Raw genomic sequence first — 18,070 nt, 5'->3', positions numbered from 1 at the left:
AGGCAGGGATGACGATGAAGATTATGACCGTGTTGGGTACGAGACCTGAAATTATTCGGCTCAGCCTGATCATCTCCAAGCTGGACCAGTACGCATCCAAACATATTCTGGTCCACACGGGACAGAACTTCACTGAAAGTCTCAGCGGTCTTTTTTTCAAAGAGATGGGTCTGCGGGCCCCGGATTACGTGCTGCAGGATGAAGCCGCCTCTTTGGGGCGGCAGCTGTCCTCCATGTTTACGCAGATGGAGGACCTGATCCTGCAGGAGAAGCCCGACAAGCTGCTCCTGCTCGGAGACACGAACAGTGCCCTCTGTGCTGTACTCGCCGAGCGTATGGGGATTCCTGTTATTCATATGGAGGCAGGCAATCGCTGCTTCGATCTGGATGTGCCGGAGGAGAAAAATCGCCGCGTTATTGATGCGATCTCGACTATAAATATGCCGTACACCGAGCAGAGCAAGAAACATCTCGTCAGTGAAGGTGTGCCCAGCCGCCGGATTGTGCTGACGGGCAATCCAATCTATGAGGTGATGCAGCATTACAGCGGTCAGGTCAATGCCAGCAAGATTTTGAAAAAGCTCAAGCTGAAGTCTGGCCAATATTTTCTGGTTACGGCCCATCGCGCTGAAAATGTGGATCACCCCCCTCATCTGCTGGAGATTATGAAAGGGCTCAATCAGGTGGCGGAGCAGCATGGACTGCGTGTCATTTGCAGCATTCATCCGCGAACGGCGATTCGAATCTCGGAGCATCTGCAGCTGGAGATGCATCCGCTGGTGGAATTCCACGAGCCGTTTGGATTTTTCGATTTTGTGATGCTGGAGCGCCATGCGCGATGTGCGCTTACCGACAGCGGAACGGTGCAGGAGGAATGCTGCATCATGGGTGTGCCTACGGTGACGATGCGCCGAACGACCGAGCGCCCTGAGACGGTGGACTGCGGCAGCAACGTGGTGTCCGGTCTGGATGCGGCACGAATTGCAGACTGTGTAAACGTGATGATCAAGCTGCCGAATGACTGGGATTGTCCGCAGGGTTACAAGGCAACAGATGTATCCAGTAAAGTGGTTAAATTTCTGCTTGGAGGGAAAATGCATGTTTGAAAATAAGCGTATACTCGTGACTGGCGGTACGGGATCATGGGGGTATGAGCTTGTCGCTCAACTGCTGCCCCAGCAGCCCAAGGAAATCATCGTTTACTCCCGCAACGAGTCCAGCCAGGTTGCCATGAGCCGTGAGTTCGAGGACCCTCGCCTGCTGTTCCGCATTGGAGATATCCGTGACAAGGATGCTTTGACTGCGGCCTGCCAGCATGTGGACTATGTGTTTCATCTGGCTGCACTCAAGCATGTGCCGGTATGTGAAGACCAGCCTTATGAGGCTCTCAAAACAAACGTGATCGGCACGCAGAATGTCATTGAAGCAGCGATCGAGAACAAGGTCAAAAAAGTAATCTATATTTCAACCGACAAAGCGGCGAATCCTTCGAATTTCTATGGCATGACCAAGGCGATCGGTGAGAAATTAATCGTTTATGCCAATCTGCTGCACAGTGAAACCAAGTTTGTTACGGTACGTGGCGGCAATGTGCTTGGCACAAACGGCAGTGTTGTGCATCTGTTCAAAAACCAGATTCGCCAAAAAGGCCAGGTATCCATTACGGATATGGGCATGACTCGCTTTTTCCTTACGCTCAAGGATGCCATTACTCTGCTGTTCAAGGCTTCGGTGGAAAGTGTTGGCGGAGAAATCTTTGTCATGACGATGCCAACATGCAAAATCGTTGATCTGGCTGAAGTGCTGATTGAGGACTCCGGGGTAGAGAACGTAGCCATTGTGGAGCGCGGCATTCGTCCGGGCGAGAAAATTCACGAAATTCTGATGAGTGAATTCGAAAGCTTGACCACCGTTGTCTATGACGAGCAGTATCTGGTGATTCTGCCTACACTCGGGATTCCGGGGCTGCGCGAGCACTATACAAACTGCCCGCCTGTGCCATACAGCAGCTTTAGCTCGGAGCATCAGCTCATGACCAAAGACGAAATTCGTGAAATTTTGAAACGCGGAGGGTTTCTGTCATGAAGCTGCTGATTCTTGGGGGAAACGGAATGGCCGGCCATATTCTGGTCGACTATTTCCGCCGTCAAGGTGTACACAGTGTCTTCTACACCACCCGGGACGTGACAGACCCGAAGGGCTTGATCCTGGATGTGAACGACAGCTTCATGGTCGACAGGCTTGTAGAAGCGGTGCACCCGGACGTAATCATTAACGCGGTTGGTGTGCTCAACAGCTTTGCTGACAAGGATAAAATTGCGGCATATCATATCAACGGTTTTCTGCCGCATCGTCTGCGGCGCATAGCGGATTCCCTCGGTGCACGTCTGATTCATATCAGTACAGACTGTGTGTTTAGCGGAAATCGCGGTGCATACCGGGAGCATGACGTAACCGATGGAACGTCCTCCTACGCCATCACCAAAGCGTTGGGAGAGGTGATGGATGAAGGACATTTAACGATCCGAACGTCCATTATTGGACCTGAAATCCGGCAGGGCGGCATTGGTCTGATGCAGTGGTTCATGTCAAGCAAAGGCCAGGTCGGCGGGTACACTCGTGTATTCTGGAATGGTGTCACAACACTTGAATTAGCCAAATGGGTAGATCATTATCTGGACTCTCCTGTCAGCGGCCTGATTCATCTTGCTCATCCTGTGCCAGTCAGCAAGCATGATCTGCTTGTCCTGTTCCAGCAGGTCTGGAATAAACAGGATGTGACAATTGTGCCGGACGACAGTGTAGTACAGGATCGCACACTGGTATCTACCCGTGAGGATGTGAAGACAGACCTGCCGGATTATTCAACAATGCTGAAGGAGCTGGCATTATGGATGGAGCAGAGCTGACGGGTAAAAAGGTGCTGATTACGGGTGCCTCCGGTTTCACCGGACGGCACGCGGTACATTATTTTCAAGGTGCCGGGGCTGACGTTGCAGCTGTTGTGCGCAGGCCGGATGTATATGCGTTTGATAAAAAAGTAGGTATACACGTCTGTGATCTGAATGATAAACATCAGGTGAGAGAGCTGATCAAGCATGTTCAGCCGGACTATGTGCTGCATCTTGCTGGCAAAAACTCGGTACCGGATTCCTGGGCCGATCCGTTATTAGTGCTTGAAACCAACGTGATGGCGGTGTTATATCTGCTGGATGCACTCCGCGGCTGTCCAGATGCCCGCACGGTCATTGTTGGCTCAAGGCTCAAATATACACCGGAACCGGGACGTGTGCCCGCTCCGCCGCATCCGTACAGCCTGAGCAAAGCGCTGGAGGAGATGGTATCTCTGTCCTGGATGTCCCTGTTCGGTCAGCAGATTATGCTGGCTGAGCCGGGCAATCTGATCGGTGCGGGCCCATCCACAGGCATCTGTTCTCTGCTTGCCCGGCATGTCGTTGCCTGTGAGCAGACAGGCAAAACGGAAGCATTTCGTCTATCCGGGCGGCATAATACCCGTGATTTTCTGGATGTGCGGGATGCCGTTCGGGCTTATGCCGTTTTACTTCTGCATGGCACCAGCGGGATGGTATATCCGGTAGTGTCCGGGGTGGAGCGAAGTCTTGGCGAGATTGCGGAGCTGCTGTTGTCGATGACCGATGCAGAGGTGCCGATGCGCTGGGATGGTGCATCCTCCGGCCCGGACGGCGCGGGCAAGCAGGAGGAATTGTCGGAGCTGCGCAGGCTGGGCTGGCAGCCGCAAATTGCATTTGAGGATTCGCTTCGGGACATTCTGAGCGATGTGCGTGCCCGCCAAGGGAGGATAAGCGAATGAATCCACGTGTGTCCATTATCATTCCGTTCTACAACTGTCCGTATGTGCCACAAGCCATTCAAAGTGCATTGAATCAGACGTATACCGAGGTGGAGATCATTGTTGTTAACGATGGCTCCACAAGGCATGAGGAGCTGCTTCAGCCTTATTTGCCTCACATCAACGTACTTGGCAAAAGCAACGGGGGCACGGCTTCAGCGCTGAATCACGGCATTCGGCATGCCTCGGGTGATTATGTGGCCTGGCTGAGCTCGGATGACTTCTTCTACCCTGACAAAATTCGTTACCAGCTTGAATTCATGCAGCGTGAAAATGTACTGGTATCCCATACGAATTTTCACTATATCAATGAGCATTCGGCCGTTACCAAAATGCATGGCGGCCCTGAGCCGATGTCCGAACTGGATTGTCTGCGCCGGTTCAATGGCGGTAATCCGGTCAACGGATGCACGGTCATGATTCGTAAGGATTTGCTTAGCGGCGTGGGACTGTTTAATGAGCTGCTGCCTTATACACATGATCTGGATCTCTGGCTGCGGATGCTGCTTAACGGTCACCGCTTCCCGTATCTGAATGAGCCGCTTACGGCGTATCGCTGGCATGGGGGGATGGGATCGGTCCGTCATGCGGACGCGATCGGCAGAGAAGCGTCCATGGTCTGGTCCAGATATCGCGAACCGCTGCTGCAGCGTATTGCTGCACTTGGCGGGTAGCGAGGGAGGCCGTTATGAAGCCGCGCAGCGTGCTGATTAACGGCCTGTTTGGCGTAGCCTTTTTGCGAGAAGCAGGGGGTTAAAATATACGTTCACCTTACCGCAGTTGCCCGCTACCGTTGATCTGAATTTTCATATACTGGAGGAGATGCAGCAGTTTCAGTTGGCACAGCAGAGATTTGTGCAGGAAGGGGAGGCTCGGATGGAACCGAAGGTATCAATAGTGATTCCTTTTTATAATTGCCCATATATCGAGCAGGCCGTTCATGGCGCTCTTCACCAGACGTATCCCCATATTGAGGTGATCGTGGTGGATGATGGTTCAACCATGCATATGGAGCGGCTGCAGCCATTTATGGATCAGATTCATTACATTCGCAAAGAGAACGGGGGCACAGCTACAGCACTCAACGAAGGTATTAAACAGGCGACAGGGGACTATTTTGTCTGGCTGAGCTCCGATGATGTCATGCTGCTGAACCGGGTGGAAAAGCAGTTGAAGTTTATGCTGGAAGTCCAGGCTTCGTTCTGTCATGGTGCGTACCATTATGTGAATGAACACGGTGAATGGCTCGATACGGTACAGCCCGAGGTGGGCAGTCGTCTGGAGATGTTACAGGTGCTGATGGAAGGCTGTCCGATCAATGGATGCACCGTGATGGTCAAGATGGAGGCATTCGAGCGCTTCGGAATGTTCGACACCGATTTTCGATACACGCATGACTATGAGATGTGGCTGAGGCTGTTTCCGCTGTATGAGCTGTTTTATTTCAATGAACCACTCATGTGTTATCGGCTGCACGAGTCGATGGGAACGAAACGTCATTTCAAGGAACTGGTTGCGGAGATGGAGCGTGTTCAGGAGAAACACCGCCCGATCCTGCTCAATCTTCAGCAAGTGGGTGGTTACTGGAAGTGATGAATAATCGCTGTTATGAGTAAAGCACTGGATGGGTATGTACATGGGAGCGGGCATCTGTGAAGCTTTGTTGACAAGCTGAAGGGTGCACGCTCTTTTTTTCTAAGAGAGGGCGGGGGAAAAGAAGAAAGAAGAAAGAAGAAAGAAAAAAGAAGAAAGAAGGGAAGGAACACTGTCCGCATGATGGGATAAAGAATTTCGAGTATAATGAGTGATGACTTGTACATAGAAGGGACTGAACTATGCGCAGATATCAATATGGAGTTACCTGACGATAACATTAACTATTGGAGGTTAACGTATTGATTACTGAATTACACACAAACCGATTATATCTGCGTCAAATGAAGGAGACCGACGCTGCTGACCTGTTTCAAGTATGGTCTGATCCAGAGGTTGCCAGGTTTATGAACATCTCTCCTTTTACAGCTGAACAACAAGCGGTAGAGATGATACGGATGCTTGCTGATCTTGCACAGGAGAGGCAGGCTATACGCTTCTCCATTATGGAGAAGGAGTCAGGTACAATTTTGGGCTCCTGCGGTTACAATTACCTTGATTTTGAACAGGCCAGAGCGGAGATTGGATACGATCTTGCCAGAGCTTTTTGGGGTAAGGGATACGCGGCAGAGGCGGTTTCTGCCCTGTTAGATCGTGGTTTTACTTTGCTCGCACTGAACCGGATTGAAGCTAAAGTTGACCCTCGCAACGTGAATTCGATCAGGCTGCTGGAGAAGCTTGGATTCACGAGAGAAGGATTGCTGAGAGCTTATGAGAGGGAAGTAACTTGCGCAGAAGCAGGATCAGGAGACACCTTTAATGATCTGTATATGTATTCGAGATTGGCCTCCGATTGAGGGAACCGCTTTAACATTGGGGTGCAAGAAATAAAAAATTAAATATGACAAAAGAAGCTGCAGATTCAATCTGTAGCTTCTTTTGTGTGTTTTTCCAAAATGGGGTACCTGCCTAGGATGAAGTGTTATGGACCAGTCACTTTGAATTCACCTATGACGGTTTTCCCATCATCTTCATAGAGTGAGATTGCTCGGCCGTCTGGGTTAAGTGTTAACTGACGTTTAACAGCTTCTTCAGGTGTCGCAGGGTCCTCACCGATTAACTCAGATGAGCGTACATAACCAATTGTGCCATCTGTTCCTTGAGCTAACAGCAGATCGGGAGGATGTAGTGGATCTGTAGGTTTACCATAAGTTTCACCAGACTCATTCACTGGATATAACGATCGAGCTTCTTCAGAAGCATGGGTTTTATTATGATGGGAATCATTCGATACGTACCCAATGACGTAAAAAGCTGATGCAGTGACTACGACTACTGTGGAGAGCGCCAGAGCAATTAGTCGTTTCGATCTCAAGCTGTCCCATCCTTTCATGTAAACATCTGTTATCCAAAATATAACATAATATTTACAAGAAAAGGACGATATTTCTTTCGTTCATCTTTTATTCTTTTTCATTCAAAATAATCATGGATACCGGATCGGGAAATACATATCCTTTCGGAAGCTGCTGCATGAGTGTGTTCATCGTCTCATAATCCACCTCAATATGGGGTGTTGAGACAGGAACGGAAAACCAGCGGTTGTACAAATCACTTGGAACCAGCAGTGTCATGTCGAAAGTCCCCCTCTATAAATAGCTTCCTCATATACTTGCAGCGTGCGCATCCCCATTTCTTCCAAAGAACGGTGCTGCTCAGCCCATGCTTTCGCTGCGGCCCCTACCGCTTTGCGGGCTGCATGATCCTGAAGCAGCGCTTCTAACAGCTCACTTAGTGAATCAGCGTCCTGCGGCGGCACGACCCAGCCTGTGCGTTCGGGTTCGACCATTTCAGGCATGCCTGCTGTACCGCTGACTATGACGGGTACACCTGCAAGCTGTGCTTCGGTGACGGAGAAGGGCTGTGTATCCTGAAGGCTCGGCTGCACGTAAATATCAGCATGCTTCAGAAAGGCAGGAATGTTGTCCAGCTTGCCCCAGAATACGATATCTGACGCGATGCCAGCTTCGGATGCCTGATCACGCAATTCATTAAGCAGATTGCCTTCTCCCGCGATCCAGCAGACCCAATCTGAACGTTTCGTTTTCAGGCTGGCAAGTGCCTTGATCAGCACATGCACGCCTTTGATATACTCCAGTCTTCCCGTAAAAGCGATGACCTTTTTACCTGAAGGCGGGCGATGGGGGAACCTGGCGGCGGCGGCTTTGCGATAGGCAGGCAGATCGACAGCATACGGAATCTGTCTGAATTTGGATGCTGGCACTCCTATTTCGGTGAGTGTGCTTTTAATCCAGTGGCTCGACACCAGAATCAGCTCGGACAGTGCCGCACTTCGCTGCTCCAGTGAGAGGAAATAACGCCCACGTTTGGATTGCAGATAGGCAGGCAAGGTTAGTTGCGGGTTGGAGGTTTGCGCATCATAGAATGCTTCGCGTGCTAACGCTCCGTGATAACTGGTGACGAGCGGGATGTTGCGTTTCAAGATCCGTTTGATCGCCACAGCTGCTACAGGGTCCTGTGCATGGATCACATCATAATGCTCTACCCCCAGATGGGCCGCAGCCATCTCGAAGGCATAGCGGTTCAACTCGTAATAGGCCAGCAGAGAATCTGCTGTGAATTGAGGCAAATCGGTAGGATTCAGCTTGGCTTGAAGCATAGGCCACACCAGGTTTTTCGAAAAGGAACGATTCAGGTTGCGAATATACACTTCATTGCATGCGCCGTTGGTGCCCATAATATCAACTTCTACACCAAGGGAAGTGAGTCTGTCGGCGAGCTGCCTGATATAAGTCCAGATGCCCCCCATATGTGTAAGTTCCCAATACGTAACGAGCAGAACTCTCATAACAACCTCCTTGTCGCGGCCTGCACAGACCGAACTCCTATCCTGTTATTCTATGAACCAAGCGGGGAATAAGGCCGGGCATTGGCTGTGAATTCTCGAAATTGGGTGATGGTAAAGGCGATTGGACGAGAAGCGGCATATGCTGTATACAGGGAGTAACGTGTGAACTCAGGCTCCGCAGGAGGGATGCAGGATGGCGGCTTATATTATGCAGATGTATGAAAACGTACTCCAGACTCCTATTCCAGTAAAGTATATCGATGTGGAGGTTGCGTATGTCGGAGATGGGGAAGGAACAGATGTATACGTTGGTGCAGCGAGCAATCACGGAGAAATATACCGATATTTATTCCATGTAAGTGCAGGTTCCAAGGCAGCAGGGAATCATCAGGTGATTCATCATCTGGACGTATCATCCGAAGTCTATGATCTGAAAATAGTCAGCAACAGTTCTGTACCGAATCATCTCGTCATTCGAATCTATTGCCGCAGCGGAGCGGGAGAACTGATCGGTGTGTTATCGGAGCATCAGATGTTGAAACTTGCCAATTGATGTGTATTTGAATGAGGAGCAGGCGTGAGGCCTGGTCCTTTTTTGTCGTTTTTTTTTTGTGAAAAGTGCCTTTAAAAAATAGCTTGACAGCAAAGGTATTTTCGTTAAAATTAAACCAGTATAAAACGTAAGTTTAAAACAAAGGTTTAAAACGAAGGTTTGAAAAATTCGTAATGATAGGCAGTCCACAGGCACGTTTACGGAAAGCCGCAGGACGCCGGAAAAGAGAGTGAGTGCGTGAAACAACAGACAGCAGTACCCCAGGAGGCAGAAGCGTTTTCGATCAAAACGATTATTCTGCCCCTCTTGTCCATCATCGTTGGAATGATTATGGTCATTCTGGACAGCACGGTAGTTAACGTCGCTATACCGAATCTTGTACAGTACTTCGAGACGGATCTGAAAACCATTCAATGGACGGTCACAGGTTACACTCTGGCTTTATCCGCAGTTATCCCATTGGCAGGATGGCTGACCGATCGTTTTGGAGCTAAAAGAGTATTTTTGTTCACCATCGCCATGTTTACACTGGGCTCTGTGTTATGTTCAATTGCCCAATCCCCTGAACAGTTAATTGTGTTCCGTGTTATTCAGGGTCTCGGTGGAGGCATGGTTGCCCCGATCGGAATGGCCATGGTATTTCGTTTGGCTCCGCCTGAACGCAGGGGTTCCATCATGGGCATGCTCGGTATTCCGATGCTGCTTGCTCCTGCGCTCGGACCCGTATTATCGGGCTGGTTTATTGAGTCCGTGAGCTGGCACTGGATTTTCCTGATTAATCTGCCAATCGGTATCGCGGCTTTTATTCTGTGTGTGCGATTTTTGCCGGATACGGATCGCGGACGCACGCCTTCACTGGATCTGCTCGGCATGATTCTTGCTCCGATTGCCTTCTCCATGCTGGCTTACGGTGTAAGTGAAGGCGGCACAAGCTGGACGTCTTCTACGACATTGACTGGTATTATCGTCGGCGGCGTGGCGCTGATTTTATTCATCATCGTAGAGCTGCGTCAGCAAAATCCGTTACTTGAGCTGCGGGTATTCGCTTCCTCAGACTTCTCCAGAGGTATTGTTCTCGCTTGGGTAGCACAAGTAGCATTGTTTGGTTCCATGATTCTCATCCCGCTCTATCTGCAGCAGATCAAAGGATACACGGCTTTGGAAACAGGACTTATCCTGCTGCCTCAAGCACTTGCCTCCGGTATCTCCATGCCGCTCGGCGGCCGCTTGTTTGACAGAATCGGGGCAAGACCGCTGGCCTTTGTTGGTCTCGGTATTATCTCAGGAGCCTTGTTTATTCTGTCTTCCATTACAGCAACAACAGGACTTGGACTTATTATTACCGCCTTGCTTATGATGGGTTTTGGTATGGGCTTGTCCATGATGCCGCTCAACACACATGTCCTGAATGCAGCACCGCGCAAGCTGGTTGCGCGTGTAACACCGCTGACGGCTGCTGCCCAGCAGGTTGTCGTTTCTTTTGCTGTTGCAGGCCTTACAGGGTTCCTGACTTCTCGCGTCACCAGCAATACAACGGGCACGGGAAAAGCAGATATCGTGAACGGCATGGTTAGCGGCTTCAACGACACATTTTTCCTCGCGGCATGCATCGCCTTGTTCGGATGCCTGCTCAGTCTGATTCTGCGCAAGCCGAAACGCAAGCCTGAACCCGAGCTTCAAACAGGGGATCAGCCTGATCCTGCGATGATGATGGGTCACTAAGGCGGATAGAGCAGGCTGTACTTTACCCTTTAAGGGCGGGTTAGCCTATTTAAATCAACTAAGGCAGTCTGGAGCTTATGCGCTCTGGGCTGCCTTTTTACGTCTTGTGAACTTTTTCTGTTCTATATAAATTGAACTAAAGAAACGACATTATACCGATTAACGGTTCATGATCGTCAAAGAGCGTTGTAATGGGCAAGAATACCAGCCTTGGCAGGCTGTTTAAGTCGAAAAGGGAAGGCTAACGATCTCCATAGAGCTTATTTTCCCTGAATCGGGGACATTTGAATTCTAACGATCTCCAGGAAGCTTATTCCATTCGAAATCCTGAAAAATGAGCCTGATCAAGCTGGTTTCAGCACAATAGCGTCTCTGGGGATCGTTAGAATTTTCCAAAGCCCGAATATGCCGAAATAAGGTTTCTCCTGATCGTTAGCGCTCGCAGTAGAGGGTGGCAGACTTGCACTTGCCAATTGCCATGAGCGATGTACGATATTTGACTAGTGCCTGGATTGATGAGCATATTGGAGTGGATTGTGTACATTTTTTAGTTCAACTTATATAGCTTGTAACTATCAATGAAAAACGCGCAATGCAGTCATCATCTCCCGGAAAGAGGCTGCATATCGGTCAGGGGAGAAGGAAAGGGTCACATGCTGTCTTCCCTGAATGCGAATATACTCCCGCAGCTTCTTGTTATTCATCAGGTCCAGAGCTTCACTCACGGCGACTTTCACATTGCCAAGCGGGTAGAACTTTCCGGTTTTGTTGTGTGTGATAAACAAACGCACGCCATCCGAATCGGTACTTAGGACGGGACAGCCGCAACTGATGGCCTCGGCTACGGCGTAACCGAAACCTTCGAGTAAAGAAGTGGACAGCATGATGCCACCAGAAGCTGCGATCATCGAGTAGAACGTCGGCATCTGTGAATGTGGCACATTCATAAAGATGCCGATCCGGTCTTCTAATCCATATTCGGCCAGCATGTGCCGGAACATGACCTCGTCTTCCGGATTAGCCAAGGTAGGATCGTGAAACAGCCAGAGTCTGGCTTTGGGTTTCTTTTTAATAATCGCTTTGCATATTTCGAGATACTCCCGCCAGTTTTTGTTATGCTCCAGCCGCCCGACCCATGCAAGAACAGGATATGGCGGCGCTTCTACGGAGGTTGGGGCGAAGGTATCCGTATCCAGCATATTTGGAATGACAAAGCGATGCAGCCATGGACAGATGTGAATGAACATATCGAGCAGATGATCGGTTGGCGGCAGGACTGCGGCATCGCAGTGTGCTTGTAGATAGGGCACGCCCATTTGAATCGTCTCCAGCGCCTGATCCCGTGTACCGAGCCCTTGGGCTTCGAAGATAATCCGTCCTTTGTAACCGAGACCTCTCAAACGGCCGGGCATGGCAATATCCGAAGTGGTAATAATGGCATCATAGTGCTCGGAGTGAATCAAATGATGAATATCCTGATCGCTGGAAGCTGTAAAAATGCGTGTGTCACTGCTGTTCTGCAAACCTGAGCCTGTATTCAGATACAATAAATGTGCTTCAATGCCATGGCGTTTCAGTACGGCAGTACGCAGTCGGTTCAGTGTATCTACGCCCCCGCTGGGAACATAAAACGTGAATAATACCTTCACACGGTTCACCCTCTGACTATTGGTCAGGAGCTCATTCTCCTGTACTCCATGGTACGTTTAACCGAAGGGGGGGGTGTGGGTAAAAGTTCATTTGTTCACAGTTTAGACACAAAATATTAAGCTTTATTTTAAGTGATATTAAGCTGGGACTAGGATACATCTCGTATCATACAAATGATTTCCCGTGTAGAGTTAGTCATGCTGCTGCACGGGTATTTTAACGGGAAAGGATGAAGGACGTGCTCGAAGTGAGACAGGTGAGCAAAGTGTACGAAGGACAGCGCGGTGTGCACCAATTGGACTTCACCATGGAACGAGGCGAGATTGTCGGTTTTCTTGGACCGAACGGTGCTGGCAAAACGACAACAATGCGCATGATCACAGGGTATTTGCATCCCACGGCAGGCTCGGTGCTGGTGGATGGGGTGTCCGTGCATGATCAGGGACGCAGCGTTCGCGCCAAAATTGGTTATCTGCCGGAGACACCCCCGCTTTATCCGGATATGACGGTGCAGTCGTATCTCAAGTTTGTCGCAAATCTGAGGGATGTTCCAGCGCGCGAGGTCAAGCTGCGTGTCAGCGAAATGGTTAGCAGACTTGGGCTGCAGGGCAGGGAAAAACAAATGGTGCGTGGTTTGTCCAAAGGTTACAAGCAACGTCTGGGACTGGCAGGAGCCATTATACATAAGCCGGATCTGCTGGTATTGGATGAGCCGACCTCAGGACTTGATCCTAATCAGATTATTGAGATCCGGGATTTGATACGAGAGCTCGGTGAAAATCATACGGTGCTGCTTAGCACGCATATTTTGCCTGAGGTAAGCACACTCTGTAACCGGATGCTGATCATCAATCAGGGAAAACTTGTATTGGATGGATCACCTCATGACCTCGGCTCAGCGATGGCGGATCGCTTCAAGGTATCCCTCGAAGTGAAAGCTACGCAGCAACAGCTGATGGATGTATTAACACCTTGGGAGAAGGCACACAGCGAGGTCATTGCTGATTCAACCCTATCCTCAACGCCAATTTTAGCTTCTAGCTCCACTTCCTCATCGTCTGGAGAAGGCACAGTTTCGGCAGCAGTGGCTTCAGACGCGCCGGAGAATGCAATATCCAGCACACCTTCAACCGTTCGCGTCAGACTCACCGGGGAAACGTCGGAAGACTTCCGGGAAGAGCTCTTTTATCTGTTGTCCGGGGCAGGTTTGCCGATCCTTGAGATGAAACGTGAGAACCTCAGTCTGGAGCAAATCTTCCTGAAATTAACGACATCCGAACCGGAGGCCACTTCGGAGGCAGTAGCTGAACCAGATGAAGAAGCCATAGGAAATGAGCATGTTTCAGAGGTTCAGGCTGTATCTGAGCGGGAAATGTCTGATTCCGATTCAGGGGAGGGAAGCAAATGAGACGAATGATGGCGATCTGTACCAAAGAACTGCAGGCGTATTTTCTGTCGCCGACTTCTTATTTTGCTTTTGCCGTATACGTGCTGATGACCAGCCTGTTGTTCTATTCAAGCTTTGTTTACTACCAGCCAAGCATTGTGGACTATCGCCTTGTTCTGGGTGATACGTTGTCCATGCTGCTTTTTGTGGTGCCCCTGTTGACCATGCGACTCGTTGCAGAAGAGTTCAGGCAGGGAACGGATGAGCTGCTGCTGACTTCACCGACACGAGTGACCGAGATTATTTTCGGAAAATATCTGGCCTCACTCGCCATACTGCTTGTATTGATTCTATGCAGTCTGGTATATCCGTTCATTATGTCGTTCTATGGAAAGCTGGACCTGACCTCTGTCTGGTTGTCTGCACTCGGTTTGTTTTTCCTGGGCGGCAGCATGATGGCAATTGGACTATTTGCCTCCACGCTGTCCCAGCATCAGATGGTGGCTGCCGTGGCGGGTTTTATTATATTGCTCGTTTTGTGGATGCTTGATTCATTCGCAGGAAATACGGGGTCTGCATTGCAGAAATGGCTTGATCCGTTTGCGCTGACCAATCACTTTGACAGCTTCACCAAAGGCGTTCTCAGCGGACCGGATGTTCTATACTATGTCACGCTTACGGGTGTGTTTTTACTGTTAAGCATTCAAATTGTGGAACGGAAGCGGTGGAGGTGAGAAGATGAAAAAATGGCTAAGTCATACCAACAGTACCGTTTTGTCTGTCGCGGTGATTGGCATCTTTATTTTGCTGACCCTGTTCCTGAACTCGCTTGGCGGCTTTCAGCTCGACCTGACTTCAAATAAACAGTATACGTTATCAGACCAGTCTCTGACGGCAATTAAAAATGTCAAAGATGACGTCAATATTCTTGTATTAACGGTTGAAAATGCAAACAATACAGTGCTGAACCGTGAAGTGGCCGATATGGTTCAGGAATATACGAAACGAAACAGCAAGCTTAAGCTGAAGCAGTACAATCTAACGCAGGAGCCAGCGCTTGCTTCGAAATACGGCATTACGGGCAGCTCGATTGTGCTGGAGCAGGGAGATCGCCATAAGGTCATCGATATTGCCAGCCTGTTCACGGCGAACGGGGATGGAAGCGATGGTTCTTACCAGTTTACAGGGGAAGAGAAATTAACTCAGGCTCTGATGAATCTCTCTTCTACGGAAACCAACAAAATGGTATTCCTGACCGGACATGAAGAGTTAAGTCTGGATCAGATGGGGACACTGCGATCTTCACTGGAACAGAATAATATCACCACAGAAGAGCTGCAGCTGAATCAGGCTGGTAAAGTGCCGGAGGATACCGATGTGCTCGCCATTATCGGGCCGCAGCGTGATCTGAGTGACGCCGAGCTGAAAGAAATACGGACTTATATGAGCAAGGGGGGCAAGCTGTTCATTTCCCTCGGTTTTGCAGAAGATATGAAATCAAGCTGGAAAAACATTGATGCCTTAATCGCTGATTATGGTGTGGTGGATGAGCATGCCGTCATGGTGGATAACAAACAGGCCAGCACGATGGGGCCGCTGTGGGTTGTGCCGGAGTATGGCAGTCATGCAATTACAGACAAGCTGGCTCAGAACAAGCTGTACCCGATGCTGTCTCTGTCGATTGCACTGACCAGCAAGGAGCAGGACAAGTACACCTTGTCTCCGCTAATGCATTCCTCCGATGACAGCTATGGGGAGACGAATATCGCCGGCCTGCTGCAAAACGAAACGAACAATGATAAAGATGCTGACGTTCAAGGTCCTGTCGAACTTGGCTATGCAGCGGATACGAAGGATGGCAAGCCCAAAGCGGTCATTCTGGGATCGTCTATTTTCATGCAGGATTCGCAAATTTCGAACGGTGGCAATCGGGATTTTATTTTGAATACAGTGAATTATTTGAGTGAAAAACAAGACGGTCTAACGATTCGACCACGTGTCCAGGCTGGATATGAGATTGCTTACCTGGATGGTCAGCAGGCCAGAACGATCTTTTTTGCAGCGATTGTAGCATTCCCGCTTGTCTTTGTAATCATCGGTGCACTCTTATGGTGGAGGCGCAGACGGGTATGAAAAAGTTAATACCAACGATGGTTGTCGTTGTGATCTTGATTGCGGGCTGGCTGTATGCAGCCAATCATAATTATTTTCGGGAAGAAGAGGCAGTACAGGCGAAGCTTCTTGGTATCACTTCAGCAGATATTGAGGCGATTACCCTGCATGAAGGGGCTGCAGATAATTCCTCAACTCTTGAGCGAAAAGATGGCATCTGGCAGATGTCACAGCCGAAGGGTTATCCGCTGAACGAATACAGTGTGGGCAGTTGGCTTGATGCGCTGAGCGGCGCAGATCAGGAGATGGTTGTGGAAGAATCGCCCAAGGATGTGGAGAAGTACGGTTTGGGCAGCACTGCCACAACACTCGATATCAAAGTAAAGGATGGGCGTGAGCTTAAACTGGTGATTGGCAATCAGCTGCCTGCGGGGGATGCACATTATGCGCGCGTCGATGCAGGGCCGGTGGTGGCTGTCAAAAATGAAGCTGTAACGAATATCGCCCTGACACGTCATTCTTTGCTGGACACGACTCCGTTCAATATGGATGAATCCAATGTCCGTACACTGGAATGGGAAGGGGAAGCCGCGAGCTGGATGCTCAAGGCGTCGGCTGAAGGAGAAACCGCATCCGAACACGAATGGACGTTAAATGGCAAGTCAATTAAGGCAGAGAATGCAATCTCGCTCATTGGCAAAATCAAAAACCTCACAACTGGCGAAGACGTTCGCAAAGCGTCCGAGTTAAAAGGAGCCATCCCTCGTTCCACACTGTCTGTTGAACAGCAGGTGAACGGGCAAGAGACGACCACGGTTTATCGTTTGCTGACCACATCTTCTGATCCCGACCAGATCTGGGTAATTACCCCGGACGGAGAGTGGGCTTACACGATGGATGCAGCAGCTCTCAAGGAAGCTGAGAAGTTTCCGGAAAGCATTAAAAATACGTCCGCCGTTCCTTCAGATGCCAATAGCTCCTTAGCTTCTTCGGAGTCTGATAAGTCGGGAGCATCCGCGAAATCGGGGTCTTCTGACAAATCTTCAACTTCTGCGGCAGCTTCCGGGAAGTGAACCTTAGTCAAAAATAGACAGCTTAGTCAGGAAAAGCACAGTTCTGCGCTGAATGCAGTGACTGTGCTTTTTAGTGTGTGCGGGCAAGAATGTCTATATAAGTTGGCAGGTTAAAGTGCCATATCCTTTCAGCATATCGGTAACACCAGACGCGCATCCTATCTATGTGAACCAAACCAACCACATTGGAGGATGAACATTACATGCCAACAGTCAAAAAGGCAACAGCGATTACGTTATCATTGTCTACTGCAATTTTTGTAATGGCCGGCTTGACGGGTTGTGGGAATCGCGATCACAATTTGCATACGCAAAGTGTTCGCGAACAGGCGCATGGCATCAATCGGTATGGCGTCGAGACCAATGGAATGGACGGAATTCGTGCGCATAGTTACCGGATGCATAATGTTACTGACCTGCGATCCAGTGATGAACTGGCAAAACGCATTGCGGAGATGAAGGAAGTGGAATCCGCCCATGTCATGTTAACGGATCGTAACGCATACGTTGCTGTTCGTTTAGCGAATGGACATGCAGGCAAGCTGGGAAGTAAATCGACTGGACATATGGGCAACCGTTTGAATGGCACGATGCGTAACTATGCCAGCGATACGATGCGCGATGGAAATATGAATCGGGACATGGGCGGTATGCGAGTTCATGGCGGATCGGGCACGAATTCTCCATACAGCACAAGCGGAATCGCACCGGGACTGAATACCGGCACCGCAACAGACCGCAGCCATATGGGCAATGACCGCGGCATCTATGGCACGATGGGCACAGGCGCGGTAGGCATGATGCGCGGCTTGACCAAGAGCGGTACAGCACGCCCGATGAATGAAAGCCAATATGGCACAAGAAGTGAACGTCCACGTATGATGGATAGCTCCGACGATAACACGCCGGAAGAAATCAAAGGCAAAATTTCAGCCAAAATCAAGCAATTTGCACCGAACGTCGAGAACGTATACGTATCTGCTAATCCTGATTTCGTAGGTCAGGTCGAGAACTATGCAGCGGATCTGCGTAACGGTAAACCGGTCAGCGGTATGATCGATACGTTCCAGTCGATGGTAGAGCGTATTTTCCCGACCAATGCGGCTGAAACTCATCACCGTGACGGTGTGCTGGGTGACGGTGTAATGAACCGTAATCATAATGGCGGCGTGATGAATCGAATGAATCGGTAAGATGCTGAAATGAACAAGTGTGCCTTTGCTGCGGGATGCATCCACTG

The 18,070-nt window shown here is 49.8% G+C and carries 18 protein-coding genes; 14 read left to right on the top strand and 4 right to left on the bottom strand.

The window, feature by feature from the left end; all coding sequences use genetic code 11:
• Positions 1-14: 14 nt before the first annotated feature.
• The 7 genes from wecB to ACQSGY_RS13710 all read left to right on the top strand — a co-directional run bounded on the left by wecB (position 15) and on the right by ACQSGY_RS13710 (position 6,321).
• Positions 15-1,106: a non-hydrolyzing UDP-N-acetylglucosamine 2-epimerase gene (gene wecB / locus ACQSGY_RS13740; protein WP_216519799.1), complete on the top strand. Its 1,092-nt coding sequence runs from the start codon at positions 15-17 to the stop codon at positions 1,104-1,106.
• On the top strand, positions 1,099-2,085 hold the full coding sequence (locus ACQSGY_RS13735) for a polysaccharide biosynthesis protein (protein ID WP_184182635.1): 987 nt from the start codon (positions 1,099-1,101) through the stop codon (positions 2,083-2,085). The genes wecB and ACQSGY_RS13735 overlap by 8 nt, the downstream gene beginning before the upstream one ends.
• Complete coding sequence (locus ACQSGY_RS13730; protein ID WP_427052297.1) at positions 2,082-2,909, top strand: dTDP-4-dehydrorhamnose reductase family protein; 828 nt, start codon at positions 2,082-2,084, stop codon at positions 2,907-2,909. Before ACQSGY_RS13735 ends, ACQSGY_RS13730 begins: the two co-directional genes overlap by 4 nt.
• The gene (locus ACQSGY_RS13725; RefSeq protein WP_427052296.1) at positions 2,891-3,832 is read left to right on the top strand and encodes an NAD-dependent epimerase/dehydratase family protein; all 942 of its coding nucleotides are present in this window, start codon (positions 2,891-2,893) and stop codon (positions 3,830-3,832) included. The genes ACQSGY_RS13730 and ACQSGY_RS13725 overlap by 19 nt, the downstream gene beginning before the upstream one ends.
• A complete protein-coding gene (locus ACQSGY_RS13720) occupies positions 3,829-4,545 on the top strand; it encodes a glycosyltransferase (RefSeq protein ID WP_427052295.1) in 717 nt (238 codons plus the stop codon). The genes ACQSGY_RS13725 and ACQSGY_RS13720 overlap by 4 nt, the downstream gene beginning before the upstream one ends.
• A gap of 106 nt (positions 4,546-4,651) precedes the next feature.
• Positions 4,652-5,464 carry a glycosyltransferase gene (locus tag ACQSGY_RS13715; RefSeq protein ID WP_427052294.1) on the top strand — a complete coding sequence of 271 codons (813 nt, stop codon included), beginning with the start codon at positions 4,652-4,654 and terminating at the stop codon, positions 5,462-5,464.
• Between the two features lie 302 nt (positions 5,465-5,766).
• The gene (locus tag ACQSGY_RS13710; protein WP_427052293.1) at positions 5,767-6,321 is read left to right on the top strand and encodes a GNAT family N-acetyltransferase; all 555 of its coding nucleotides are present in this window, start codon (positions 5,767-5,769) and stop codon (positions 6,319-6,321) included.
• Between the two features lie 125 nt (positions 6,322-6,446).
• Here ACQSGY_RS13710 and ACQSGY_RS13705 read toward each other — a convergent pair whose 3' ends face one another.
• From ACQSGY_RS13705 to ACQSGY_RS13695, 3 genes are all read right to left on the bottom strand, one after another.
• Positions 6,447-6,839, bottom strand: a complete 393-nt coding sequence (locus tag ACQSGY_RS13705; protein WP_427052292.1) for a hypothetical protein — start codon at positions 6,837-6,839, stop codon at positions 6,447-6,449.
• 88 nt (positions 6,840-6,927) lie between these two features.
• The gene (locus tag ACQSGY_RS13700) at positions 6,928-7,098 is read right to left on the bottom strand and encodes a hypothetical protein (protein ID WP_427052291.1); all 171 of its coding nucleotides are present in this window, start codon (positions 7,096-7,098) and stop codon (positions 6,928-6,930) included.
• On the bottom strand, positions 7,095-8,333 hold the full coding sequence (locus ACQSGY_RS13695; RefSeq protein ID WP_427052290.1) for a glycosyltransferase family 4 protein: 1,239 nt from the start codon (positions 8,331-8,333) through the stop codon (positions 7,095-7,097). Before ACQSGY_RS13695 ends, ACQSGY_RS13700 begins: the two co-directional genes overlap by 4 nt.
• A gap of 193 nt (positions 8,334-8,526) precedes the next feature.
• Here ACQSGY_RS13695 and ACQSGY_RS13690 point away from each other — a divergent pair, with 193 nt between their 5' ends.
• Positions 8,527-8,886 carry a hypothetical protein gene (locus tag ACQSGY_RS13690; protein ID WP_427052289.1) on the top strand — a complete coding sequence of 120 codons (360 nt, stop codon included), beginning with the start codon at positions 8,527-8,529 and terminating at the stop codon, positions 8,884-8,886.
• 237 nt (positions 8,887-9,123) lie between these two features.
• On the top strand, positions 9,124-10,608 hold the full coding sequence (locus tag ACQSGY_RS13685) for a DHA2 family efflux MFS transporter permease subunit (protein WP_427052288.1): 1,485 nt from the start codon (positions 9,124-9,126) through the stop codon (positions 10,606-10,608).
• A gap of 575 nt (positions 10,609-11,183) precedes the next feature.
• On the opposite strand, the gene ACQSGY_RS13680 is transcribed toward ACQSGY_RS13685, so the two are convergent.
• Entirely contained in the window at positions 11,184-12,257 is a 1,074-nt protein-coding gene (locus ACQSGY_RS13680) for a glycosyltransferase family 4 protein (protein ID WP_427052287.1), read from the bottom strand.
• 230 nt (positions 12,258-12,487) lie between these two features.
• On the opposite strand from ACQSGY_RS13680, the gene ACQSGY_RS13675 reads away from it, so the two are divergent.
• From ACQSGY_RS13675 to ACQSGY_RS13655, 5 genes are all read left to right on the top strand, one after another.
• The gene (locus tag ACQSGY_RS13675; protein WP_427052286.1) at positions 12,488-13,666 is read left to right on the top strand and encodes an ABC transporter ATP-binding protein; all 1,179 of its coding nucleotides are present in this window, start codon (positions 12,488-12,490) and stop codon (positions 13,664-13,666) included.
• A complete protein-coding gene (locus ACQSGY_RS13670) occupies positions 13,663-14,379 on the top strand; it encodes an ABC transporter permease subunit (protein WP_427052285.1) in 717 nt (238 codons plus the stop codon). Before ACQSGY_RS13675 ends, ACQSGY_RS13670 begins: the two co-directional genes overlap by 4 nt.
• A 4-nt stretch (positions 14,380-14,383) precedes the next feature.
• On the top strand, positions 14,384-15,778 hold the full coding sequence (locus ACQSGY_RS13665) for a GldG family protein (protein WP_427052284.1): 1,395 nt from the start codon (positions 14,384-14,386) through the stop codon (positions 15,776-15,778).
• Positions 15,775-16,830: a DUF4340 domain-containing protein gene (locus ACQSGY_RS13660; RefSeq protein ID WP_427052283.1), complete on the top strand. Its 1,056-nt coding sequence runs from the start codon at positions 15,775-15,777 to the stop codon at positions 16,828-16,830. Before ACQSGY_RS13665 ends, ACQSGY_RS13660 begins: the two co-directional genes overlap by 4 nt.
• A 203-nt stretch (positions 16,831-17,033) precedes the next feature.
• Positions 17,034-18,023 (top strand): YhcN/YlaJ family sporulation lipoprotein, encoded by a 990-nt coding sequence (locus ACQSGY_RS13655; protein ID WP_427052282.1) that lies wholly within the window; start codon positions 17,034-17,036, stop codon positions 18,021-18,023.
• Positions 18,024-18,070: the final 47 nt, after the last annotated feature.

It is taken from the genome of Paenibacillus sp. TC-CSREp1 (genome assembly GCF_050171015.1).
Classification (GTDB): Bacteria; Bacillota; Bacilli; order Paenibacillales; family Paenibacillaceae; genus Paenibacillus; species Paenibacillus silvae.
The sequence above is the reverse complement of the archived record's forward strand: the minus strand, read 5'-3'. Positions and strand labels throughout refer to the sequence as shown.